Genomic DNA, 22,463 nt, shown 5'->3' on the forward strand with positions numbered 1-22,463 from the left:
ACGAATTGTGACGAGCAGAAACGGCCGAAGATACAGGACTACGTAACATGTCTAAAATTTTTGATTTTGTAAAACCTGGCGTGATCACTGGTGATGACGTTCAGAAAGTGTTCCAGGTAGCTAAAGAGAATAACTTCGCACTGCCAGCGGTTAACTGTGTGGGTACTGACTCCATCAACGCCGTTCTGGAAGCAGCTGCAAAAGCTAAATCTCCGGTTATCGTTCAGTTCTCTAACGGCGGCGCGGCGTTCATCGCGGGTAAAGGCGTGAAAACCGACGTTCCTCAGGGCGCGGCAATCCTCGGCGCTATCTCCGGCGCGCACCACGTTCACCAGATGGCTGAACACTACGGCGTGCCGGTTATTCTGCACACCGACCACTGCGCGAAGAAACTGCTGCCGTGGATCGACGGCCTGCTGGACGCGGGTGAAAAACACTTCGCCGCTCACGGCAAACCGCTGTTCTCTTCCCACATGATTGACCTGTCCGAAGAGTCCCTGCACGAAAACATCGAAATCTGCTCTAAATACCTGGCGCGCATGGCCAAACTGGACATGACTCTGGAAATCGAACTGGGCTGCACCGGTGGCGAAGAAGACGGCGTGGACAACAGCCACATGGACGCTTCTGCTCTGTACACCCAGCCGGAAGACGTTGATTACGCGTACACTGAACTGAGCAAGATCAGCCCGCGTTTCACCATCGCTGCTTCCTTCGGTAACGTACACGGCGTGTACAAACCGGGCAACGTGGTTCTGACTCCGACTATTCTGCGCGACTCTCAGGAATATGTTTCTAAGAAACACAACCTGCCGCACAACAGCCTGAACTTCGTCTTCCACGGCGGTTCCGGTTCTTCTGCTCAGGAAATCAAAGACTCCGTAAGCTACGGCGTGATCAAAATGAACATCGATACCGATACCCAATGGGCAACCTGGGACGGTATCCTGCAGTACTACAAAACTAACGAAGCCTACCTGCAGGGCCAGCTGGGCAACCCGAAAGGCGAAGACCAGCCGAACAAGAAATACTACGATCCGCGCGTATGGCTGCGCGCTGCTCAGGCGTCCATGGTGACTCGTCTGGAGCAGGCATTTAAAGAGCTGAACGCGATCGACGTTCTGTAAGAAAATTCTGTTTCTTACCCTGAAGCCCGCTTAACTGCGGGCTTTTTCGTTTCTACGCCAAAAGGATATTCCAGAGAGAAACTGTGATCGACTTGGCAAAACAGGCGCTTATTGTTTACCCTTAACCTACCTGCCGTTTTGCAGGCCTGGTTTTTTATTTCCCGCCCGGGTTAGTTATAAGGAATGTTAAATGGAAGATTTGAACGTTGCCGATAGCATACACAACGCCAGCTCGTGGCTGGTGCGTAATCAGGAGCTGCTCCTGAGCTATGCCGTCAATATCGTCGCGGCGATCGCGATTATTATCGTCGGGATGATCGTCGCGCGCATGGTGTCGAACACGGTTAACCGTCTGATGCTGGCACGTAAGATTGATGCCACCGTTGCCGATTTTCTTTCCGCACTGGTGCGCTACGCCGTTATCGCCTTTACCCTGATTGCCGCCTTAGGCCGCGTCGGCGTGCAGACGGCGTCGGTGATTGCCATACTCGGCGCCGCCGGTTTAGCCGTTGGTCTGGCGCTGCAGGGCTCGCTGTCCAACCTCGCCGCTGGCGTGCTGCTGGTGATGTTCCGCCCGTTCCGCGCGGGTGAATACGTCGATCTCGGCGGCGTGGCCGGCACCGTACTGAACGTGCAGATTTTCTCCACGACCATGCGCACCGCCGATGGTAAAATTGTGGTGATCCCGAACGGTAAAATCATCGCCGGTAATATCATTAACTTTTCGCGTGAACCGGTTCGCCGCAACGAATTTATTATTGGCGTCGCCTACGATGCCGATATTGATAAGGTGAAGCAGCTGCTGACCAACATTATCGAATCCGACGAGCGCATTCTGAAAGATCGCGAAAGGACCGTACGTCTCAACGAGCTGGGGGCGTCGTCAGTTAACTATGTGGTCCGCGTCTGGAGCCAGAGCAGCGATCTGCAAAACGTTTACTGGGACGTTCTGGAGCGCATCAAGCGCGACTTTGATGCCAACGGTATCGGCTTCCCGTACCCGCAGATGGACGTGCACGTTATCCGCCCGCAGGAACAGGCGGAGTAGCTCCACACCCGCACTCACCAGGCCAGCGCCCGCTGGCCTTTATTAGCACGTCTTATCAATGATTAATATTATCAATTTCCTCTAATGATTCTGGCGCGTTATATTCAGCTGCATTAACGACCTCATCGGAAAAACCACTATGTTATCGTATTACTTTCAGGGGCTTGCCCTGGGAGCGGCTATGATTTTGCCGCTTGGGCCGCAGAATGCGTTTGTGATGAATCAGGGGATTCGCCGCCAGTATCATCTGATGATTGCGCTGCTGTGCGCCATTAGCGATCTGCTGCTGATCTGCGCCGGTATTTTTGGCGGCAGCGCGCTGCTGATGCAATCGCCGTGGCTGCTGGCGCTGGTGACCTGGGGCGGCGTGGCCTTCCTGCTATGGTACGGTTTCGGCGCGCTGAAAACGGCCTTTAGCGACAATCTGGAGCTGGCGAGCGCGGAGGTGATGCAGCAGGGGCGCTGGAAAATTATTGTCACCATGCTGGCGGTAACCTGGCTGAATCCGCACGTCTATCTCGATACCTTTGTGGTGCTCGGCAGCCTGGGCGGGCAGCTGGCGGTTGAGCCGAAGCGATGGTTTGCGCTCGGCACTATCAGCGCTTCGTTCCTGTGGTTTTTCGGCCTCGCTCTGCTGGCGGCCTGGCTGGCGCCGCGTTTGCGCACCGCCCGGGCGCAGCGGATCATTAACCTGCTGGTTGGCCTGGTGATGTGGCTGATTGCCGTCCAGCTGGCGAAAGATGGCCTTCTACACCTACAGGTTTTGTTCAACCAGGCTTAGTCCGATGGACTTTCCGCGTATACGCGTTAAGCTTGCTGACATGCGTCCGTATATCGGCGACCAATGTAGATGGAGAAACGACAGTGAAGTTAAAGCTCATGGCCCTGGCGGCAGCAATCGGATTCAGCTCAATGGCGGCTCAGGCAAATGAATTGCCAAATGGCCCCCACATTGTGACTTCGGGGACCGCCAGCGTTGCTGCGGCGCCCGATATTGCGACCCTGGCAATTGAGGTCAACGTGGCCGCGAAAGATGCCGCATCGGCGAAAAAGCAGGCCGATGACCGCGTTGCGCAATACCTCTCTTTCCTGGAAAAGAACGGCATCGCCAAGAAGGATATCAACTCCGCGAACCTGCGTACCCAGCCTGACTATGATTACCAGAACGGCAAAAGCATCCTGAAAGGCTACCGCGCCGTGCGCACCGTCGAAGTGACGTTGCGCCAGCTGGACAAGCTTAACGGTCTGCTGGACGGCGCGCTGAAGGCCGGTCTGAACGAAGTTCGCTCGGTGTCGCTGGGCGTTGCGCAACCGGACGCCTATAAAGATAAGGCGCGTAAGGCGGCGATCGACGACGCCGTGCACCAGGCTCAGGAGCTGGCTGCCGGCTTCCACAGCAAGCTGGGCCCGGTTTATAGCGTTCGCTACCATGTCTCGAACTATCAGCCGAGCCCGATGGTTCGCATGATGAAAGCCGCCGATGCCGCGCCGGTTTCCGCTCAGGAAACCTACGAGCAGGCGACGATCCAGTTCGACGATCAGGTGGATGTGGTCTTTGAGCTGCAGCCGGGTCAGTCAGCCCAGCCGGCTCAGCCAGCCCAGCCGGAGAAACCGGCCGCCGCGGCGCAGTAAGCCAGATGCAAAAAAGCCACTTCAGCTGAAGTGGCTTTTTTTATGCCCGGCGTTTAGTCCTGGCGCAGCACCTTGTGGCCGTAGGCAATCAGCGCATCGGTGACCCGGCGCATCATTCGGCTTTCCGGCGCGAAACGATGCCAGTAGAGCATCCGGCGCTGGAACAGGCCCGGCGTTAAATCGATAAGCTCGCCGCTGTTCAGCTCTTTCTCAATCTGCAGATGTGGGATCATACAGCAGGTGGTGCCCTGGCGCGCGAGCTGCACAAAGGCTTCCGATGAGTTAACGATATGACATGGCACGCTGCCCGGCGGCAAATCGAAGTTCTGCTGCAAAAACGCCTGGTGCATATCGTCGAGATGATCGAAGGCCACCACCGGCGCTTTGAGCAGCGCCGAGCGGGTTACGCCGTTGGGAAAATAGCGTTGCGCAAACTCTTTCGAGGCGACAAACAGATAGTCCAGCGCCCCGAGCTGATCGACCAGGCAGCTTGGCAGCGCCTGCGGCTGGATACTGACCGCTCCGACCACCTCGCCGCGGCGCAGGCGCTCCTGGGTGCGGGTTTCGTCTTCCACCTGCAGATTCAGGCGAATAGGGGAGTCGGAAAGCACGCTGGAGAGCGCCGGCAGCAGCCAGGTCGCCAGGCTGTCGGCGTTTACCGCCAGCGACAGCAGCAGCGGCGTCGAGCCGGTTTGTTCATCGCCCAGCCACTCCTCTTCCAGCAGCTCAACCTGGCGCAGCAGGGCCAGCAGCTTCTGCCCCTGCTCGGTCGGACGCGGCGGTACGGTACGCACCAGCAGCGGCTGGCCGAACATGTTTTCCAGCTGTTTAATACGCTGAGAGACGGCGGACTGTGTAATGCATAGCTTCTGCGCGGCGCGCTCAAACCCACGTTCTCTTATCACCGCGTCCAGCGCTTGTAGTGTTCTGTAGTCCGGTCGTTTCATTGCTCTGGCGTACCCCCATAACTTTTCATTAACTTGCACTATGACATAAATTTCTTTTTGATGAAGACGAAAATAGTCTGCTCAGATGTGTGATCCCCGTCGCAGGGACAATAACACCCCCGATGTTCTATAATGCGCCTCAGGTATTCACATCTCGGACCATAACCATGACGCAAGATGAACTGAAGAAAGCAGTAGGCTGGGCGGCATTGCAGTATGTACAGCCGGGCACCATCGTGGGAGTCGGCACCGGCTCCACGGCCGCGCATTTTATTGATGCGCTGGGCACAATGAAGGGGCAGATTGAGGGGGCCGTTTCCAGCTCCGATGCCTCCACCGAAAAGCTGAAAAGCCTGGGCATTCCGGTATTCGATCTCAATAGCGTCGACCGTTTAGGTATTTACGTGGACGGTGCGGATGAGATCAACGGCCATATGCAGATGATTAAAGGCGGCGGCGCGGCGCTGACCCGCGAGAAGATTATCGCCTCGGTCGCGGACAAGTTTATCTGTATCGCTGACGCCTCCAAGCAGGTCGATATCCTCGGCAAATTCCCGCTGCCGGTAGAAGTTATTCCTATGGCTCGTAGCGCCGTGGCGCGCGAACTGGTGAAGCTGGGCGGCCGTCCGGAGTATCGTCAGGGCGTGATCACCGATAACGGCAACGTCATCCTCGATGTTTTCGGCCTCGAGATCCTCGACGCGATCGCGCTGGAAAATGCCATTAACGGTATCCCAGGCGTCGTGACCGTGGGGCTGTTCGCCAACCGTGGCGCCGATGTCGCGCTGATCGGCACCGCCGATGGCGTCAAAACCATCGTAAAATAATCCGCTCGGAGGGAGCGAATCGCTCCCTCGCAAATATTTTTTCGTCAGGATGAATTCGGTGACTTCTGTCACATTTATGCAACTAGCCTGAGTAACAATCTACCTTTCTTTCCCTTTCTGGTTTTTTGTCCTGCTATTTCCCTCTGAGTGATATTTCTTCAGGACGTCGACGCAAACGTTCATATTGCTGCGATAGTTTTTTTTGATATGTTGCTGGGATGAAGTGTCGTTCCGCACGACATCAGATAAGACAAAACAGGACGGGGAAATGGCTAAGGTATCACTGGAAAAAGACAAGATTAAGTTTCTGCTGGTTGAAGGCGTGCATCAAAAGGCGGTGGATAACCTCCGCGCTGCAGGCTATACCAACATTGAATTTCACAAAGGCGCGCTCGATAACGAAGCGCTGAAGGCCTCGATCCGTGATGCCCATTTTATTGGCCTGCGTTCCCGTACTCATCTGACGGAAGAGGTTTTCGCTGCCGCAGAAAAGCTGGTCGCCGTCGGCTGCTTCTGCATCGGTACCAACCAGGTAGATTTGGACGCGGCGGCTAAACGCGGTATCCCGGTCTTTAACGCCCCGTTTTCTAACACCCGCTCCGTTGCCGAACTGGTCATTGGCGAGCTGCTGCTGATGCTGCGCGGCGTCCCTGAAGCGAACGCCAAAGCGCACCGCGGCGTGTGGAACAAACTGGCGGTCGGCAGCTTTGAAGCGCGCGGCAAAAAGCTCGGTATTATCGGCTACGGCCATATCGGTACGCAGCTGGGCATTCTGGCCGAATCGCTGGGGATGCACGTCTATTTCTATGATATTGAAAGCAAACTGACGCTCGGTAACGCCACCCAGGTACAGCATCTCTCCGACCTGCTGAATATGAGCGACGTGGTGAGCCTGCACGTGCCGGAAAATGCCTCCACCAAAAATATGATGGGCGCGGAAGAGCTGGCGCTGATGAAGCCTGGCGCGCTGCTGATCAACGCCTCTCGCGGCACCGTGGTCGATATTCCGGCCCTCTGCGCTGCGCTGGCGAGCAAGCATCTGGCGGGCGCGGCAATTGACGTCTTCCCGACCGAACCGGCGACCAACAGCGATCCGTTCACCTCGCCGCTGTGCGAGTTCGACAACGTGATCCTGACGCCGCATATCGGCGGTTCTACCCAGGAAGCTCAGGAGAACATCGGTCTGGAAGTGGCGGGCAAGCTGGCGAAGTACTCCGACAACGGCTCAACCCTTTCCGCGGTTAACTTCCCGGAAGTGTCGCTGCCGCTGCACGGCGGCCGCCGTCTACTGCATATCCACGAAAACCGCCCCGGCGTGCTGACCGCAATCAACCAAATCTTTGCCGCTCAGAGCATCAACATCGCGGCGCAGTATCTACAGACCACCCCGCAGATGGGCTACGTGGTTATCGATATTGAAGCTGACGAGGACGTGGCGCAGCAGGCGCTGCAGGCGATGAAGGCGATTCCGGGCACCATCCGCGCGCGTCTGTTGTTCTGATTAACTAAAGGATCCCTGCGGGGATCCCTTTAACCTATGCATAAAACTCTGCTTAATACCGGCGTTTTGCTCCTGCTGCTGATCCTGGCATGGACAGGATTTGGCACTCATGACCGCCTCACGTGGCTGATGGAAGTGACACCGGTCATTATCATCGTTCCGCTGTTGCTGGCGACGCGTTCGCGCTACCCGCTCACGCCGCTCCTGTACACGCTTATCTTCTTTCACGCCGTTATTCTGATGGTGGGCGGGATGTATACCTATGCCAAAGTGCCAATTGGTTTTGACGTGCAGGCGTGGCTGAACCTAAGCCGCAATCCGTACGATAAACTTGGCCACTTTTTCCAGGGGCTGGTGCCGGCGCTGGCGGCGCGGGAAATACTTATCCGCGGCGGCTACGTCCGCGGGCGCAAGATGCTGTCATTTCTGGTGTGCTGCATCGCCCTGGCCATCAGCGCGACCTACGAGCTGATTGAATGGTGGGCGGCGCTGGCGATGGGGCAGGGGGCGGATGATTTTCTCGGTACCCAGGGCGATCCGTGGGACACCCAGTCGGATATGTTCTGCGCCCTGCTGGGGTCGCTGGCGACGATCTTCCTGCTAAGCGCCCGGCATAACCGGCAGCTGAGGGCGCTCGACGGCAAATAACCTACGACGGCCACTGCCACAGTTTTGACGGCGTAACCACCGCGGGCAGCGGGATATCCCACGGCTCCGCCGGCAGCGCGTCGACCTGCTGGCAATCGTGGGCGTAGCCGACGGGCTGCAGAGGATACTGCCGCCAGTTTTGCAGCGTCCTGTCGTAAAATCCCCCCCCCATTCCCAGGCGCTGGCCGAGCGCGTCAAAGGCCACCAGCGGCGTAATCAGCACATCCAGCCGGGAGAGCGGCAGAACGTCGCGCACGTCGAGCTTTGGTTCGTGAATTTTCAGGCGGTTTATCACCAGCTCGCTTTGCGGATGGTAGTGCAAAAACAGCAGGTTTCCCGGGCTGAAAGGGTGGAGCACGGGGAGATAGACGCGTTTTCCCGCCCGCCACAGCTGTTCAATCAGCGGTTGGGTATCCAGCTCGCCGTCAAAGGAAAGAAACAGCGCCACGGTTCGCGCGAGGTTCACCGGCGGATAGGCCATCATGCGGTTCGCGCCAAGCCCGGCGAAGCGGGCCTGCTGTTCGGGCGTCAGCGCGCGTCGAAGCTGGCGGATGTGCTGGCGAATCTGCGGTCGGGTTAAACGGGGATCGGAAACTTGGGTCATGAGAGATCGCCTGATTTGGCATTATCACGTCACAGCGTGAGCCGGTTGTGCATGTAGCGTAGTGTAATACAGAGTAGATGAAATGCTAAAAGTGAAGTCGTAAGAAATGAAGCGCGAATAAAGAAGGGAATCTCCGAGATGCCGCCGCAGGCTGTAACCCTTGAACCCTTGGTTCAAGGTGAATGCGTCGTCACAGTTTTAAGGCTTCTCGGACGAACCGAGCATGCTCACCAACCGTGGAGCGCCACATTCTTGTGGTATGAAATATCGGCTCAGGGGACTGGCCCGCTTGCAAACATCTCAGAGAAATTTTGTTCTGCGATTACTCTAACACAGTTCATTGCAAAGTGTTATTCAAACTTCGGCCCGGCTCTTTCGCTTATGCGACCTTGCTCAAGCAACGCCTGCTCGATGGTCTGCTGAAGCATCCGAATACGCTGTTCCATACTGGAGGCGTAGTCGCGGGTCTTCGCTTTTTCCTGAGTTAACTCATAGCTGATGTTCAACGCGGCGATGAAGACCAGCTGCTCAGTATTTGTGACTCTAGTGCGTTCTTTTAAATCTTGCAACCGCTGATTCAGGTCGTCAGCTGCCTGACTCAAGGCATCCCTTTGTTCAGGCGGGCAATTCACGCGGAGTGAACGGCCAAAAATTTGGAGATCGACGGGTTGTGCAGACATGCCACCTTCCTGCTGATTGACTGCGCGGCCTTCACGCCCGTACCCGGGACGACGAAGGGGCGACACTATAGCTACCCTGATGCGAAGGTACAAGCCCTATTCTGGTTCACCAGGGTCCAAAGTGGTAGCATATCATGAATATTCCTCCCAACGATGACGAATGCGCATGTCTATACAGAACGAAATGCCTGGTTACAACGCCGTAGACCAGTTACTGAACCAACAGGGCGTGGGCTTAACCCCGGCCGAAATGCACGGCCTAATCAGCGGCATCCTGTGCGGCGGCAATAAAGACAGCAGCTGGCAGCCGCTGGTGCACGACCTGACGAACGAAGGTCTCGCATTCGGCCATGAACTGGCGCAGTCTCTGCGCAGCATGCATTCCGCGACCAGCGACTCGCTGGAAGACGACGGCTTTCTGTTCCAGCCTCTATCTGCCGGAAGGTGAGAACGTGAGCGTGTTTGAACGTGCCGACGCGCTGGCCGGTTGGGTGAACCACTTCCTGCTGGGCCTTGGCGTGACTCAGCCGAAGCTGGATAAAGTCAAAGATGAAACCGGCGAAGCCATCGACGATCTGCGCAACATTGCGCAGGCTGGGCTACGACGAAGACGAAGACCAGGAAGAGCTGGAGATGTCGCTGGAAGAGATTATCGAGTACGTACGCGTTGCCGCGCTGCTGTGCCACGAAAACTTCTCGCGCCAGCAGCCAACCGCGCCGGAAGTACGCAAGCCGACACTACACTAATTACAATTTGTTGAGGGGGCGTCATGACACAGCAGGAGTTTCTTTCTCGTCGCCAGGCTCTGTTAGCGCAGATGCAGCCGGGCAGCGCGGCGCTCATTTTCGCCGCGCCGGAAGCGGTACGCAGCGCAGATTCAGAATATCCCTACCGGCAGAACAGCGATTTTTGGTACTTCACCGGCTTCAATGAGCCTGAAGCTTTGCTGGTGCTGATTAAAAGCGACGAGACCCATAACCACAGCGTGCTGTTTAACCGCGTCCGCGATCTGACGGCGGAAATCTGGTTCGGCCGTCGCCTTGGGCAGGACGCCGCGCCGTCGAAGCTCGGCGTCGATCGCGCCCTGGCGTTCAGCGAAATTAACCAGCAGCTGTTCCAGTTGCTGAACGGCCTCGACGCCATCTATTTTGCGCAGGGCGAATATGCCTACGCCGATAAAATCGTCTTCACGGCGCTGGAAAAGCTGCGTAAAGGCTCGCGCCAGAACCTGCAGGCGCCAAATTCCGTCATCGACTGGCGGCCGATAGTGCATGAGATGCGCCTGTTCAAATCGCCAGAAGAGCTTGACGTGCTGCGCCGCGCCGGAGAAATTTCCGCGCTGGCCCACACCCGGGCGATGGAGAAATGTCAGCCGGGGATGTACGAATATCAGCTGGAAGGCGAAATCCTTCATGAATTCAACCGCCACGGCGCCCGCTTCCCTTCCTATAACACCATCGTTGGCGGCGGCGACAACGGCTGCATTCTGCATTACACCGAAAACGAGTGCGAGCTGCGCGATGGCGATCTGGTGCTGATCGATGCCGGCTGCGAATACCGCGGCTATGCGGGCGATATCACGCGCACCTTCCCGGTCAACGGCAAATTTAGTCCGGCCCAGCGCGAGATTTATGACATCGTCCTCGAATCGCTGGAAACCGCGCTGACGCTCTACCGCCCAGGTACCTCTATTCAGGAGGTAAATCAGGAAGTCGTGCGGATAATGGTCGTTGGCCTGCTGCGCCTCGGCATCCTTAAAGGGGATGTTGACGAGCTGCTGGCTAACAATGCGCACCGCCCGTTCTTTATGCACGGCCTGAGCCACTGGCTGGGACTGGACGTGCATGATGTCGGAAACTACGATGTCGACCGCTCCCGGGTTCTCGAACCGGGCATGGTGCTGACCGTTGAGCCGGGTCTGTATATTGCGACGGACGCCGATGTGCCGCCGCAGTATCGCGGTATCGGTATTCGCATCGAAGACGATATTGTGATCACCGCTGACGGCAATGAAAATCTGACCGCCGGGGTAGTGAAAAGCGCGGACGACATCGAAGCGCTGATGGCGGCGGCACCGCGATCATGAGCGTGCTGATCGTTGGCGGCGGAATGACCGGCGCGACCCTGGCTCTGGCTATCTCCCGGTTGACCGACGGCGCGCTGCCGGTTCATCTGGTGGAAGCGGCGGCGCCGGACTCCTCGCAGCATCCTGGATTTGACGCCAGGGCGATTGCGCTGGCGGCAGGCACCTGCCAGCAGTCTGGCGCGCGTCGGTATCTGGCAGGAGATCGCCGACTGCGCGACGCCGATTCAGCGCGTGCACGTCAGCGACCGCGGCCACGCGGGGTTCGTCACGCTGGATGCGCAGGACTATGGCCTGGCGGCGCTGGGCCAGGTCGTTGAACTGCACGACGTCGGCCAGCGCCTGTTTGCGCAGCTGCGCGATGCGCCGGGTATTACTTTGCACTGTCCGGCAAAAGTAGAAAACGTCAGCCGATGGGAGGAGGGCGTCAGCATCACGCTGGACAGCGGCGAAACGATCGACGGCAGGCTGCTGGTGGCGGCGGACGGATCGCGTTCGACCATCGGCGCCCGCTGCGGTATCAGCTGGCAGCAGCAGCCTTATCAACAGCTGGCGATCATTGCCAACGTCAGCACCGCTTTGCCCCACGAGGGGCGCGCCTTTGAGCGGTTTACCGAGCACGGTCCTCTGGCGATGCTGCCGATGTCGCAGGGCCGCTGCTCGCTGGTGTGGTGCCATCCTCAGTCACGGTATGACGACATCCTGAGCTGGTCGGATGCACGTTTTTGTCACGAGCTGCAGCAGGCGTTTGGCTGGCGGCTGGGGCGTATTACCCACGCCGGGGCGCGCAGCGTTTATCCGCTGGCGCTAACCAGCGCCAGCCGCGCGGTTTCCCATCGCCTGGCGCTGGTTGGCAACGCGGCGCAGACGCTGCATCCCATTGCCGGCCAGGGGTTTAACCTCGGCCTGCGCGATGTGATGAGCCTGGCGGAAATCGTCGCCGGGGCCAGCGCCAGCGGCCGTGACCCCGGCGATTATGCCTTGCTTGACCAGTATCAGGCGCGGCGCGCGGACGATAAGTCCGCCACTATTGGCGTGACCGATGGCCTGGTTCATCTGTTTGCCAACCGCTGGACGCCGCTGGTCGCGGGGCGCAACGTCGGCCTGATGGCGATGGAATTATTTACTCCGGCGCGCGATGCGCTGGCGCAGCGTACCCTCGGTTGGGTCCCCCGTTAAGGAGTTGAACGTGCAAAGTGTTGATGTGGCCATTGTGGGCGGTGGCATGGTGGGGCTGGCGGTGGCCTGCGGATTGCAGGGCAGCGGGCTGCGCGTCGCCGTACTTGAGCAGGCTGAGCCACAGCCGTTGGGCGCCGATGCGCGGCCAGCGCTGCGGGTCTCGGCGATTAACGCCGCCAGCGAGAAGCTCCTGAGCAAGCTTGACGTCTGGTCAACCATTATCGCCCGCCGCGCCAGCTGCTATCACGGTATGGAAGTGTGGGATAAAGACGGCTTTGGCCGCATCAGCTTTGATGACCAAAGCCTGGGCTTCAGCCACCTCGGGCACATTATTGAAAATGCGGTGGTGCACCACGCGCTGTGGCAAAAGGCGCAGCGCTGTTCTGACGTCACGCTGCTGGCCCCGGCGCAGCTGCAGCAGGTGGCATGGGGTGAGAACGAAGCCTTTCTCAGCCTGCAGGACGGCAGCATGCTGACCGCCCGGCTGGTGGTCGGCGCTGACGGCGCCAACTCCTGGTTGCGCAACAAAGCCGATATTCCGCTGACCTTCTGGGACTATCGCCATCACGCGCTGGTGGCCACTATCCGCACCGCGGATCCGCATCGGGCCATCGCGCGCCAGGCCTTCCACGGCGACGGCATCCTCGCCTTCCTGCCGCTCAGCGATCCGCACCTGTGCTCTATCGTCTGGTCGCTATCGCCGCAGGAAGCGGAGCAGATGCAGCAGGCGGATGAGGCGACGTTTAATCAGGCGCTGAATATCGCCTTCGATAACCGCCTCGGCCTGTGCCAGCTTGAGAGCGAGCGCGAAGTTTTCCCGCTCACCGGCCGCTACGCGCGCCAGTTTGCCGCCCATCGGCTGGCGCTGGTTGGCGATGCCGCTCACACCATCCACCCGCTGGCCGGGCAAGGGGTGAACCTCGGCTTTATGGATGCCGCCGAGCTTATCGATGAGATCCGGCGCCTGTATGCCCAGGGCAAGGATATTGGCCAGCATCTGTATCTACGTCGCTATGAGCGCAGCCGCAAGCACAGCGCCGCGCTGATGCTGGCAGGAATGCAGGGCTTCCGCGAAATGTTTGCCGGCAGCCATCCGGCGAAGAAGCTGCTGCGCGATATCGGCCTCAAGCTGGCCGATACGCTGCCGGGCGTCAAGCCGCAACTGATCCGCCAGGCGATGGGCCTGAACGACCTTCCGGCCTGGTTACGTTAAGCGCGTCACACTTCTCTCCCCCGGCCCTCGCGCCGGGTTTCCCCCTCTCATTTGAAATAATCTAATCTCAGCCATTTTTTCGCATTAGTTTTATTAATGCCTCTCTTTTTTTGTGAAAGAAATCAGGCCCATTTTTTCGCATAAAATATCATCATCACCTGCCTGGTTGTTTTTTTATGTTAATTTTATGTGGCATAAATCGCTTTTTACCAGTCAATAATTCTGTAGAGTTTTCGGCGAGATTTGGTCATAAGCTAATGTGATGTCCTGATTTACCTTATGGTTTAACGCCGGTTTCGGTGGTAAGTTCAGGCCAAAGGTAACGTTTGCGTCGGCGCCAGAGAAGGGCTCCGATGCCGGATTTCGCGGGGCGAAATCGCCGCCAAAAAAAGTAGCTGGTTCCGTTTTATTCGACGAGGAAAAGATGGCTCAACAGACTCCGTTGTATGAACAACACACGCTGTGCGGCGCTCGCATGGTGGACTTCCACGGCTGGATGATGCCGCTGCACTACGGTTCCCAGATTGATGAGCACCACGCGGTGCGCAGCGATGCCGGCATGTTCGACGTCTCGCACATGACCATCGTCGACTTCCACGGTAGCCGGATTCGCGAGTTCCTGCGCTATCTGCTGGCTAACGATGTGGCGAAGCTCACCGTCCCGGGCAAGGCGCTGTACAGCGGAATGCTGACCGCTTCGGCGGGCGTTATCGATGACCTGATTGTCTATTTCCTGACGGAAGACTATTTCCGCCTCGTGGTTAACTCCGCGACCCGCGAAAAAGACCTCGCCTGGATTAGCCAGCAGGCTGAACCTTATGGCCTGGAGATAACTGTGCGCGACGATCTGGCGCTGATCGCCGTCCAGGGGCCGCAGGCGAAAGAGAGAGCCGCCACCCTGTTTAACGAGCAGCAGCGCCAGGCCGTTGCCGGCATGAAGCCGTTCTTTGGCGTACAGGCGGGAGATCTGTTTATCGCCACCACCGGCTATACCGGCGAGGCGGGCTATGAGATTGCGCTGCCGAAAGAGCAGGCCGCCGATTTCTGGCGCAGCCTGCTGGATGCGGGCGTGAAGCCCTGCGGCCTCGGCGCTCGCGACACGCTGCGCCTGGAAGCTGGGATGAACTTGTACGGCCAGGATATGGACGAAGGCGTCTCCCCGCTGGCGGCCAATATGGGCTGGACCATCGCCTGGGAACCTGCCGATCGCAACTTTATTGGCCGTGAAGCGCTGGAGCTGCAGCGTGAAAAAGGCACCGAACAGCTGGTTGGCCTGGTGATGACCGAGAAGGGCGTGCTGCGCGGCGGTCTGCCGGTGCGCTTTACCGACGCTGACGGTAATCAGCAAGAGGGCATTATCACCAGCGGAACGTTCTCCCCGACGCTGGGCTACAGTATTGCGCTGGCGCGCGTACCGGCGGGCATCGGTGAAACGGCCGTCGTACAGATCCGCAACCGCGAAATGCCGGTAAAAGTGACTAAACCCGTTTTTGTGCGTAACGGCAAAGCCGTTGCGTGATTCCCCCTTTTGGAGATGAATGATGAGCAACGTACCAGCAGAACTGAAATACAGTAAAGAACACGAATGGCTGCGCAAAGAAGCCGACGGCACCTACACCGTTGGCATCACCGAGCACGCGCAGGAGCTGCTTGGCGATATGGTTTTCGTCGATCTGCCGGAAGTCGGGACGAGCGTTGACGCCGGCGATGACTGCGCCGTTGCGGAGTCGGTAAAAGCGGCCTCGGATATCTATGCCCCGATTAGCGGCGAGATCGTGGCGGTGAATGAAGAGCTGAACGACTCTCCGGATCTGGTTAACAGCGAACCGTACGCCGCCGGCTGGATCTTCAAGATCAAAGCCAGCGATGAAACTCAGATCGCGGCGCTGCTGGACGCGACGGGCTACGCCGCGCTGTTAGAAGACGAGTAAGTACCTCCATCCTTCACGCCGCAGGCGCGTCGGTCGCTGGCTTTTGTAAGCCGCGGAGCGTCGCCGCCCGCCGCGTGAATGATTTTGCGTATTAAAGCCCGGCTGGCGTTTGTGCTCCAGCGGGCAAACCTGTCAGACAATTACGATTCACTGCACGTTTCAGGAACCATCGCTCATGACTCAGACTTTAGGTCAGCTTGAAAACCGCGGCGCCTTTATTGAACGTCACATCGGTCCGGATGCTCAGCAACAGCAGGAGATGCTGAAAACCGTTGGCGCCGATTCGCTTAACGCCCTGATTGGCCAGATTGTGCCGCAGGATATTCAGACTGGCAACGCCGCCGCAGGTTGGCGACGCGACGACGGAATTCGCCGCCCTCGCGGAACTGAAGGCGATCGCCGGGCGTAACAAGCGCTTTAAGTCTTACATCGGCATGGGCTACACCGCCGTGCAGTTGCCGCCGGTTATTCAGCGTAATATGCTGGAAAATCCGGGTTGGTATACCGCTTATACCCCTTATCAGCCGGAAGTGTCGCAGGGCCGTCTGGAATCGCTGCTCAACTTCCAGCAGGTTACGCTCGATCTGACCGGGCTGGATATCGCCTCCGCCTCGTTGCTGGATGAAGCAACCGCCGGCGCGGAAGCGATGGCGATGGCGAAGCGCGTCAGCAAGCTGAAGAACGCGAACCGCTTCTTCGTGGCTGCCGACGTGCATCCGCAAACCCTGGATGTAGTGCGCACTCGCGCGGAAACCTTCGGCTTCGATGTTATCGTCGATGATGCGGACAAAGCGCTCGATCATCAGGACGTTTTCGGCGTGCTGCTGCAGCAGGTCGGTACTACCGGTGAAGTGCACGATTACTCCGGCCTGATCGCCGAGCTGAAGGCGCGCAAAGTGGTAGTGAGCGTGGCGGCCGACTTTATGACCCTGGTGCTGCTGACCGCACCGGGCAAGCAGGGCGCCGATATCGTCTTCGGTTCCGCCCAGCGTTTCGGCGTGCCGATGGGCTACGGTGGCCCGCACGCGGCCTTCTTCGCGGCAAAAGATGAATTCAAACGCTCCATGCCCGGCCGTATTATCGGCGTATCGAAAGATGCCGCCGGCAACACCGCGCTGCGCATGGCGATGCAGACCCGCGAGCAGCATATCCGCCGCGAGAAAGCGAACTCCAATATTTGTACTTCCCAGGTGCTGCTGGCCAACATCGCCAGCCTGTACGCGGTCTTCCACGGTCCGGCTGGCCTGAAGCGTATCGCCGGCCGCATCCATCGCCTGACGGATATTCTCGCCGCCGGCCTGCAGAAGAAAGGGCTCAAGCTGCGCCACGCGCACTACTTTGACACCCTGTGCGTCGACGTTGCCGACAAAGCCGCGGTGCTGGCGCGCGCCGAGGCGCTGGAAATTAACCTGCGCAGCGACATTCACAACGCGGTCGGCATCACCCTTGATGAAGCAACCACCCGCGAAGACGTGCTCAACCTGTTCCGCGCGATCGTTGGCGAAGGGCACGGGCTGGATATCGATGCGCTGGACAAAGACGTGGCGCTCGACAGCCGCTCGATCCCGGCCAGCATGCTGCGCGACGATGCGATCCTGACCCACCCGGTATTTAATCGCTACCACAGCGAAACCGAGATGATGCGCTACATGCACTCGCTGGAGCGTAAAGATCTGGCGCTGAATCAGGCGATGATCCCGCTGGGATCCTGCACCATGAAGCTTAACGCCGCGGCGGAAATGATCCCGATCACCTGGCCCGAGTTTGCCGAACTGCACCCGTTCTGCCCGGCAGAACAGGCGGAAGGCTACCATCAGATGATCGCCCAGCTCTCCGACTGGCTGGTGAAGCTGACCGGCTATGACGCCGTGTGCATGCAGCCGAACTCCGGCGCTCAGGGGGAATACGCGGGCCTGCTGGCGATTCGCCACTACCACGAAAGCCGTAATGAAGGTCATCGCGATATCTGCCTGATCCCAAGCTCGGCGCACGGCACCAACCCGGCATCGGCGCAGATGGCGGGGATGCAGGTGGTCGTGGTGGCCTGCGATAAAAACGGCAACATCGATCTCGCCGATCTGCGCCTCAAGGCGGAGCAGGCGGGTGAGAACCTCTCCTGCATCATGGTGACCTACCCGTCAACCCACGGCGTTTACGAAGAGACCATCCGCGAAGTGTGCGAAATCGTGCATCAGTTCGGCGGCCAGGTTTACCTCGACGGCGCAAACATGAACGCGCAGGTGGGCATTACCTCTCCGGGCTTTATCGGCGCGGATGTGTCGCACCTTAACCTGCATAAAACCTTCTGCATTCCGCACGGCGGCGGCGGCCCTGGCATGGGACCGATCGGCGTTAAAGCGCACCTGGCGCCGTTCGTGCCGGGCCACAGCGTGGTGCAGATTGAAGGCATGCTGACCCGTCAGGGCGCGGTTTCCGCGGCCCCGTTCGGCAGCGCCTCTATTTTACCGATCAGCTGGATGTATATCCGCATGATGGGTGCGGAAGGGCTGAAGCAGGCCAGCCAGGTGGCGATCCTCAACGCCAACTACATTGCGACGCGCCTGAAAGAGGCTTTCCCGGTGCTCTATACCGGCCGCGACGGCCGCGTGGCGCACGAATGTATTCTGGATATTCGTCCGCTGAAGGAAGAAACCGGCATTAGCGAGCTGGACATTGCCAAGCGTCTGATCGACTTTGGCTTCCATGCGCCGACGATGTCCTTCCCGGTGGCCGGTACGCTGATGGTTGAGCCGACCGAATCGGAAAGCAAAGCCGAGCTGGACCGCTTTATCGAGGCGATGCTGGCGATCCGCGGCGAAATCGACCGCGTGCAGGCGGGCGAGTGGCCGCTGGCGGATAACCCGCTGGTGAACGCCCCGCACACCCAGGGCGAGCTGGTTGCCGAATGGGGCCATCCGTACACCCGCGAGCTGGCGGTGTTCCCGGCAGGGCAGGCGAACAAATACTGGCCGACGGTGAAGCGTCTGGACGATGTTTACGGCGACCGTAACCTGTTCTGCTCCTGCGTTCCGCTGAGTGAATATCAGTAATTGGCTGATTAGACTATCTTTTAAAGGCGCTCCGGCGCCTTTATTTTTTTGGGAGGCTAAGATGGCTGTAGTATTGATTACCGGCGCCAGCCGCGGAATCGGCAGGGCGACGGCGCTGCTGCTGGCGCAGGAAGGCTATACCGTGGCGGTGAATTATCATCACAACGTGAACGCGGCGACGGAAGTGGTGAATGAGATTATTGCCGGGGGCGGCAAAGCTATCGCGCTACGCGCGGATATCAGCGACGAAGCGCAGGTGATGGCGATGTTTGCCGGCATCGACCGGCTTGGCGAACCCCTGAGCGCGCTGGTAAATAATGCCGGCATTCTGTTTACCCAGAGCTCCCGTTGAAGAGCTGAGCGCCGAGCGGATTAACCGGGTGCTGAGCACCAACGTCACCGGCTATTTCCTCTGCTGTCGCGAGGCGGTAAAGCGGATGTCGCACCGTCACGGCGGCAAGGGCGGTGCGATTGTTAACGTCTCTTCCGCCGCATCGCGGCTGGGTGCGCCGTTTGAGTATGTCGACTACGCCGCGTCGAAAGGGGCGATCGATACGCTGACCACCGGCCTGTCGCTGGAGGTGGCGGCGCAGGGCATTCGCGTTAACGGCGTGCGTCCGGGCCTGATTTATACCGAAATGCACGCCTCCGGTGGAGAGCCTGGACGAGTCGATCGCGTGAAGTCGATGCTGCCGATGCAGCGCGGCGGGCAGCCGGAAGAGGTCGCCCAGGCCATCGCCTGGCTGCTGAGCGATAAAGCCTCCTACGTCACCGGCAGCTTCCTTGAGCTGGCCGGAGGAAAATAGCCTCCGGCCGGTGCGAAATCCCGGGCGACGGTCTGCCCGGGCTCAGCGGGTTATGACGCCAGCCACAGCCGCAGGCGCATCCCCCAGCCGCTGGTCCAGCCGGTGGTGACGGATTTCACCTCGCCGCGAGAAATCACCACCAGGGTTGGCGTCACCTGTACGTCCCACTGGCCTGAAAGCCGCCCGTCGGGATCGTTAACCGTCGGCAGCGCCATTTTTTTGCGCGCCAGCCACCTCTCCAGCGCCGGGCCATCGCCGGAACGCAGCGCCACCGTCATCACGTTGCCGCCATCGGCGGCCAGCGCCGCGACGGAGGGCGTGGTATAGCGACAGATCCCGCACCACGTCGCCCAGACGTAGAGCAGCAGCGGGCGCTCCTCGCTCATGGCGCGCAGATCGACCGTCCGCCCGTCAACGGTTTGCAGCGGCGTGCCGGTAAAATTCTGCGGCAGCGCGGGCCGGCGCAGATAATCCATCCCGCCGATAGCCGCCGCCGCGAGCAGCAGCAGGATAATCAGCTCGCGTAGCCAGCGGCGCAGTTTACTGCTCATGGGGTTGTGCCAGCTGCTCTTTCACCAGCCCCTGCAGATCGGCATATGAAATGGCGCCGGCGACCATTTCGTCGCCGATGATGGTTGCGGGAGTCCCCTGAATGTTCAGCACCTGGGACAAAATCAGGTTCATCTTCAACGAATCCACCGCGCCATCATCTATCTTTACGCCATCGGTGGCGGTCTTCTGCCTGGCGGCGAGAATGCTGGCATCGTCGTGATACCCCTTTTTCGCCATCAGCCGCTGGTGCAGCGCCCAGAATTTGTCCGGCTGCTGACGCCAGGTCGAGAGCGCCGCTTTGGCGGCGTTTACCGAGCTTTGCCCCTTAAACGGCAGCAGCTTGACGATCAGCAGGATGTCGGGATTATCGTGGACGATTTTTTCCAGCAGCGGATCGAACTGCTTACAGTAGGGGCAGTTGTAGTCGGTAAATGAAACGATGGTCAGACGCGGCTCTTTGGCCCCGATGCGCGGGCTATTGGGGTCGTTAAACAGCAGGCTCGCCAGCTGAGCGTCGGAAGATGACTCTGCCTGCGGCGCCGGGGCGGCGAAGGCAAAAGCCGAAATGCACAGCAGCAGGAGGGCGGTAATCGTTCTCATCATTGTTGTCCTTTGGCGGCGGATAGCGTGGCGAGCAGCTCTTCACGATTTAACAGCGCGGGAAGTATCTGGCCCTGGGCTAAATCCGGCCCATAAATTTGGTTGAAAGGGACCGCGGCGCTGCCGCGAGCGTTCAGAAAACGGCTGATGGTTTCCGACGGCCGGCTCCAGTCGCCGCGCAGCGCCACCACGTCAGGCGCGGAGAGCGCGTCCTGCACCTCATCCCGCAGCAGCACGTTGTATTTATTCGCTTTGCAGGTCACGCACCAGTCGGCGGTCACGTCGATAAAGACCCGCTTATGGTCGGCAAGGGCGGCGGCAATGGCCTGCTCGCTGAGCGGCCGCCACTTCACCCGGTCGCGTCTGGCTCCCTGACCCTCCGGCGGGGAAACGAAGGCGACCGCCGCCGCGACAACCAGCGCCAGCGCGCCGGCCCGCAGCGCCGTACGCCAGCGGTAGCGCCGGGCCGTCGCAATCAGCAGTACGACCGCTAATATCACCGCCAGCGCGAGCACCGGCGTGCGGCCTGTGTGTACCGTCAGCAGGCTCATCAGCCACAGCGACGATCCGAGCATCATCAGCCCGAGCGCCGCCCGGACGGCGTTCATCCAGCGGCCGGGGCGCGGCAGGCGCAGGGCGAGTCCGGGCCAGGCGGCAACCAGCAGCCACGGCAGGCTCATGCCTAATCCCATCATGAAGAAGATGCCCCACAGCAGAGGCAGCGGCGCCACCAGCGCCACCGAAACCGCGGTGCCGAGAAAAGGCGCGGTGCACGGAGTTGCCAGCAGCGTGGCCAGCGCGCCCTGGGAGAAGTGCCCCATCAGGCCATTGCCGCCGCGGGTTGCGAGGAAGGTGCTGGCGCGGGAGGAGAGGCGGATCTCCAGCAGCCCCAGCAGACTGGCGCTGAACAGCACCATCACCAGCGCCATGACGCCGATAAACCACGGGTTCTGGAACTGGATCCCCCAGCCTAAGGCCTGATTACCGAGGCGCAGCAGCGTCATCATTAGCGCCAGGGCGAGGAAAGAAGTCACGATGCCGCTAACCGAAGCTAGGAACTGTCGCCGCACCGCGCCGCGCTGGTGAACGCCGGTTTGCACCAGCGAGCCGAGTTTCATCGCCAGCACCGGCAGAACGCAGGGCATGACGTTGAGGATCAGCCCGCCGGCCAGCGCCATCAGCAACGCCCACCACCACGACGTAGCGGGAACCGGGGACGCTGCGCCGATGATGAGCGAGCTCTCCTGCGCCTGGCCGCCGTCGGCCAGCACCAGCGAGAGGCGCTTATTGCGCAGGTCCAGCGCCGCCTCGCCCCAGCCGTCGGTGACCGACAGCGTGGCGGTAAGGGTGTCGCCCTTGATGGTAAAGGTGGGTTTAGCGAAATCGACGTCTTCCATGCTGTCGATAAACAGGGAGGGCTGCTGCCAGCCGGCTTCACGAACGGCGGTTACCGTCAGTCTGCCGCTGCTGTAGCCGGCGGAGAGGTGCGTCGTCAGCCCGTCGGGCCGCGGCAGGGCGCCCATGGCGCGGGTATAATCGTAGCCAAAGTCGTTGCCCGCCGGAGCGGTCATATCCAGCGAGAAGGGGTAGTCGGTCAGAATGCAGACGTTGCTGCAGGTGGAAAGCGTCAGCACGCCGCTCAGCGTCGCGGGTATCTGGCCCTGGAGCGCCATTGGGAAGCTGACGCTGCCGTGATAGCCCTGGGTCGAAATACCGGCGACTTCAAAACGCTGCGGCACCGGCCAGCGCCAGCTAACCGCCAGCGGTTGATCCCAGACGATCGCCGGCGCGATCCCGCCTTCGCCCGGCGAACGCCAGTAGGTTTTCCAGCCCTTTTCCAGAGCCACGTCCAGCAGCAGGCGGGCCGCGCCGCCGCCCTCGTTTTGCGCGCGCAGCCTGACGCTGGCGTGCTGATTATCGGCGGCGCGCAGCCAGCCGCTGTCGGCGGCCTGGCTGACGGGCAGCCATAGCCAAAGCAGGCAGACCAGCAGTCGCCTGAATACCATAAGCATAAATTTTCTCCGTAAATGATTG

General features: G+C 59.7%; 17 protein-coding genes, 1 other RNA gene and 4 pseudogenes. 15 read left to right on the forward strand and 7 right to left on the reverse strand.

From position 1 onward, the window contains the following. Positions 1-47: 47 nt before the first annotated feature. The 4 genes from fbaA (at position 48) to ABOC21_RS03570 (ending at position 3,807) form a co-directional block, all read left to right on the forward strand. On the forward strand, positions 48-1,127 hold the full coding sequence (fbaA, locus tag ABOC21_RS03555; protein WP_426812471.1) for a class II fructose-bisphosphate aldolase: 1,080 nt from the start codon (positions 48-50) through the stop codon (positions 1,125-1,127). A gap of 190 nt (positions 1,128-1,317) precedes the next feature. Further along, positions 1,318-2,175, forward strand: a complete 858-nt coding sequence (gene mscS, locus ABOC21_RS03560) for a small-conductance mechanosensitive channel MscS (protein WP_426812472.1) — start codon at positions 1,318-1,320, stop codon at positions 2,173-2,175. 139 nt (positions 2,176-2,314) lie between these two features. Beyond that, complete coding sequence (argO, locus tag ABOC21_RS03565) at positions 2,315-2,956, forward strand: arginine exporter ArgO (protein ID WP_426812473.1); 642 nt, start codon at positions 2,315-2,317, stop codon at positions 2,954-2,956. An 83-nt stretch (positions 2,957-3,039) separates the two neighbouring features. Then, positions 3,040-3,807 (forward strand): oxidative stress defense protein, encoded by a 768-nt coding sequence (locus tag ABOC21_RS03570; protein ID WP_426812474.1) that lies wholly within the window; start codon positions 3,040-3,042, stop codon positions 3,805-3,807. A gap of 53 nt (positions 3,808-3,860) precedes the next feature. Here the strand turns inward: ABOC21_RS03570 and argP are convergent, their stop codons facing one another. After that, on the reverse strand, positions 3,861-4,754 hold the full coding sequence (gene argP / locus ABOC21_RS03575) for a DNA-binding transcriptional regulator ArgP (RefSeq protein ID WP_041147167.1): 894 nt from the start codon (positions 4,752-4,754) through the stop codon (positions 3,861-3,863). 167 nt (positions 4,755-4,921) lie between these two features. On the opposite strand from argP, the gene rpiA reads away from it, so the two are divergent. The 3 genes from rpiA (at position 4,922) to ABOC21_RS03590 (ending at position 7,730) form a co-directional block, all read left to right on the forward strand. Further along, complete coding sequence (rpiA, locus tag ABOC21_RS03580) at positions 4,922-5,581, forward strand: ribose-5-phosphate isomerase RpiA (protein WP_045857130.1); 660 nt, start codon at positions 4,922-4,924, stop codon at positions 5,579-5,581. A gap of 268 nt (positions 5,582-5,849) precedes the next feature. Beyond that, positions 5,850-7,082, forward strand: coding sequence for a phosphoglycerate dehydrogenase (gene serA / locus ABOC21_RS03585; protein ID WP_426812475.1), 1,233 nt, complete (start codon positions 5,850-5,852; stop codon positions 7,080-7,082). 36 nt (positions 7,083-7,118) lie between these two features. Further along, a complete protein-coding gene (locus ABOC21_RS03590; protein WP_426812476.1) occupies positions 7,119-7,730 on the forward strand; it encodes a DUF2238 domain-containing protein in 612 nt (203 codons plus the stop codon). Position 7,731: 1 nt separating this feature from the next. On the opposite strand, the gene ABOC21_RS03595 is transcribed toward ABOC21_RS03590, so the two are convergent. The 3 genes from ABOC21_RS03595 to zapA all read right to left on the reverse strand — a co-directional run bounded on the left by ABOC21_RS03595 (position 7,732) and on the right by zapA (position 9,014). Beyond that, positions 7,732-8,334 (reverse strand): 5-formyltetrahydrofolate cyclo-ligase, encoded by a 603-nt coding sequence (locus ABOC21_RS03595; protein WP_426812477.1) that lies wholly within the window; start codon positions 8,332-8,334, stop codon positions 7,732-7,734. Between the two features lie 126 nt (positions 8,335-8,460). Continuing rightward, positions 8,461-8,644, reverse strand: a non-coding RNA gene (gene ssrS, locus ABOC21_RS03600) — 6S RNA. Between the two features lie 40 nt (positions 8,645-8,684). Next, a complete protein-coding gene (zapA, locus tag ABOC21_RS03605) occupies positions 8,685-9,014 on the reverse strand; it encodes a cell division protein ZapA (protein ID WP_426812478.1) in 330 nt (109 codons plus the stop codon). A 166-nt stretch (positions 9,015-9,180) separates the two neighbouring features. On the opposite strand from zapA, the pseudogene ABOC21_RS03610 reads away from it, so the two are divergent. From ABOC21_RS03610 to ABOC21_RS03645, 8 genes and pseudogenes are all read left to right on the forward strand, one after another. Further along, a pseudogene (locus ABOC21_RS03610) lies at positions 9,181-9,761 on the forward strand (YecA family protein). A 23-nt stretch (positions 9,762-9,784) separates the two neighbouring features. Then, positions 9,785-11,101, forward strand: a complete 1,317-nt coding sequence (gene pepP / locus ABOC21_RS03615; protein WP_426812479.1) for a Xaa-Pro aminopeptidase — start codon at positions 9,785-9,787, stop codon at positions 11,099-11,101. Next, positions 11,098-12,277: pseudogene (gene ubiH, locus ABOC21_RS03620) on the forward strand (2-octaprenyl-6-methoxyphenyl hydroxylase). The gene pepP and the pseudogene ubiH overlap by 4 nt, the downstream one beginning before the upstream one ends. 10 nt (positions 12,278-12,287) lie before the next feature. After that, on the forward strand, positions 12,288-13,490 hold the full coding sequence (ubiI, locus tag ABOC21_RS03625; RefSeq protein ID WP_426812480.1) for an FAD-dependent 2-octaprenylphenol hydroxylase: 1,203 nt from the start codon (positions 12,288-12,290) through the stop codon (positions 13,488-13,490). A gap of 424 nt (positions 13,491-13,914) precedes the next feature. Next, complete coding sequence (gene gcvT, locus ABOC21_RS03630; RefSeq protein WP_426812481.1) at positions 13,915-15,009, forward strand: glycine cleavage system aminomethyltransferase GcvT; 1,095 nt, start codon at positions 13,915-13,917, stop codon at positions 15,007-15,009. A 22-nt stretch (positions 15,010-15,031) separates the two neighbouring features. Beyond that, the gene (gcvH, locus tag ABOC21_RS03635; RefSeq protein ID WP_426812549.1) at positions 15,032-15,421 is read left to right on the forward strand and encodes a glycine cleavage system protein GcvH; all 390 of its coding nucleotides are present in this window, start codon (positions 15,032-15,034) and stop codon (positions 15,419-15,421) included. Positions 15,422-15,596: 175 nt separating this feature from the next. Then, positions 15,597-18,471: pseudogene (gene gcvP, locus ABOC21_RS03640) on the forward strand (aminomethyl-transferring glycine dehydrogenase). A gap of 61 nt (positions 18,472-18,532) precedes the next feature. Then, a pseudogene (locus tag ABOC21_RS03645) lies at positions 18,533-19,277 on the forward strand (SDR family oxidoreductase). Positions 19,278-19,327: 50 nt separating this feature from the next. Here the strand turns inward: ABOC21_RS03645 and ABOC21_RS03650 are convergent. The 3 genes from ABOC21_RS03650 to ABOC21_RS03660 are packed head-to-tail and all read right to left on the reverse strand — an operon-like array spanning position 19,328 to position 22,441. Continuing rightward, complete coding sequence (locus ABOC21_RS03650; RefSeq protein ID WP_426812482.1) at positions 19,328-19,828, reverse strand: protein disulfide oxidoreductase; 501 nt, start codon at positions 19,826-19,828, stop codon at positions 19,328-19,330. After that, positions 19,818-20,429 carry a DsbA family protein gene (locus ABOC21_RS03655; protein WP_426812550.1) on the reverse strand — a complete coding sequence of 204 codons (612 nt, stop codon included), beginning with the start codon at positions 20,427-20,429 and terminating at the stop codon, positions 19,818-19,820. Before ABOC21_RS03655 ends, ABOC21_RS03650 begins: the two co-directional genes overlap by 11 nt. Further along, entirely contained in the window at positions 20,429-22,441 is a 2,013-nt protein-coding gene (locus ABOC21_RS03660) for a protein-disulfide reductase DsbD family protein (protein WP_426812483.1), read from the reverse strand. The genes ABOC21_RS03655 and ABOC21_RS03660 overlap by 1 nt, the downstream gene beginning before the upstream one ends. Between the last annotated feature and the right edge of the window lie 22 nt (positions 22,442-22,463).

Source organism: Klebsiella sp. WOUb02 (assembly GCF_050058015.1).
GTDB lineage: Bacteria > Pseudomonadota > Gammaproteobacteria > Enterobacterales > Enterobacteriaceae > Klebsiella.

Bases quoted from the DNA above. Each gene is read 5' to 3' on its own strand.
- mscS (WP_426812472.1), top strand. From the start codon at position 1,318: ATGGAAGATTTGAACGTTGCCGATAGCATACACAACGCCAGCTCGTGG.
- rpiA (WP_045857130.1), top strand. From the start codon at position 4,922: ATGACGCAAGATGAACTGAAGAAAGCAGTAGGCTGGGCGGCATTGCAG.
- ABOC21_RS03650 (WP_426812482.1), bottom strand. From the start codon at position 19,828: ATGAGCAGTAAACTGCGCCGCTGGCTACGCGAGCTGATTATCCTGCTG.
- zapA (WP_426812478.1), bottom strand. From the start codon at position 9,014: ATGTCTGCACAACCCGTCGATCTCCAAATTTTTGGCCGTTCACTCCGC.
- ABOC21_RS03590 (WP_426812476.1), top strand. From the start codon at position 7,119: ATGCATAAAACTCTGCTTAATACCGGCGTTTTGCTCCTGCTGCTGATC.
- argP (WP_041147167.1), bottom strand. From the start codon at position 4,754: ATGAAACGACCGGACTACAGAACACTACAAGCGCTGGACGCGGTGATA.
- serA (WP_426812475.1), top strand. From the start codon at position 5,850: ATGGCTAAGGTATCACTGGAAAAAGACAAGATTAAGTTTCTGCTGGTT.
- ABOC21_RS03655 (WP_426812550.1), bottom strand. From the start codon at position 20,429: ATGAGAACGATTACCGCCCTCCTGCTGCTGTGCATTTCGGCTTTTGCC.
- fbaA (WP_426812471.1), top strand. From the start codon at position 48: ATGTCTAAAATTTTTGATTTTGTAAAACCTGGCGTGATCACTGGTGAT.
- gcvH (WP_426812549.1), top strand. From the start codon at position 15,032: ATGAGCAACGTACCAGCAGAACTGAAATACAGTAAAGAACACGAATGG.
- ABOC21_RS03595 (WP_426812477.1), bottom strand. From the start codon at position 8,334: ATGACCCAAGTTTCCGATCCCCGTTTAACCCGACCGCAGATTCGCCAG.
- ABOC21_RS03660 (WP_426812483.1), bottom strand. From the start codon at position 22,441: ATGCTTATGGTATTCAGGCGACTGCTGGTCTGCCTGCTTTGGCTATGG.
- argO (WP_426812473.1), top strand. From the start codon at position 2,315: ATGTTATCGTATTACTTTCAGGGGCTTGCCCTGGGAGCGGCTATGATT.
- gcvT (WP_426812481.1), top strand. From the start codon at position 13,915: ATGGCTCAACAGACTCCGTTGTATGAACAACACACGCTGTGCGGCGCT.
- pepP (WP_426812479.1), top strand. From the start codon at position 9,785: ATGACACAGCAGGAGTTTCTTTCTCGTCGCCAGGCTCTGTTAGCGCAG.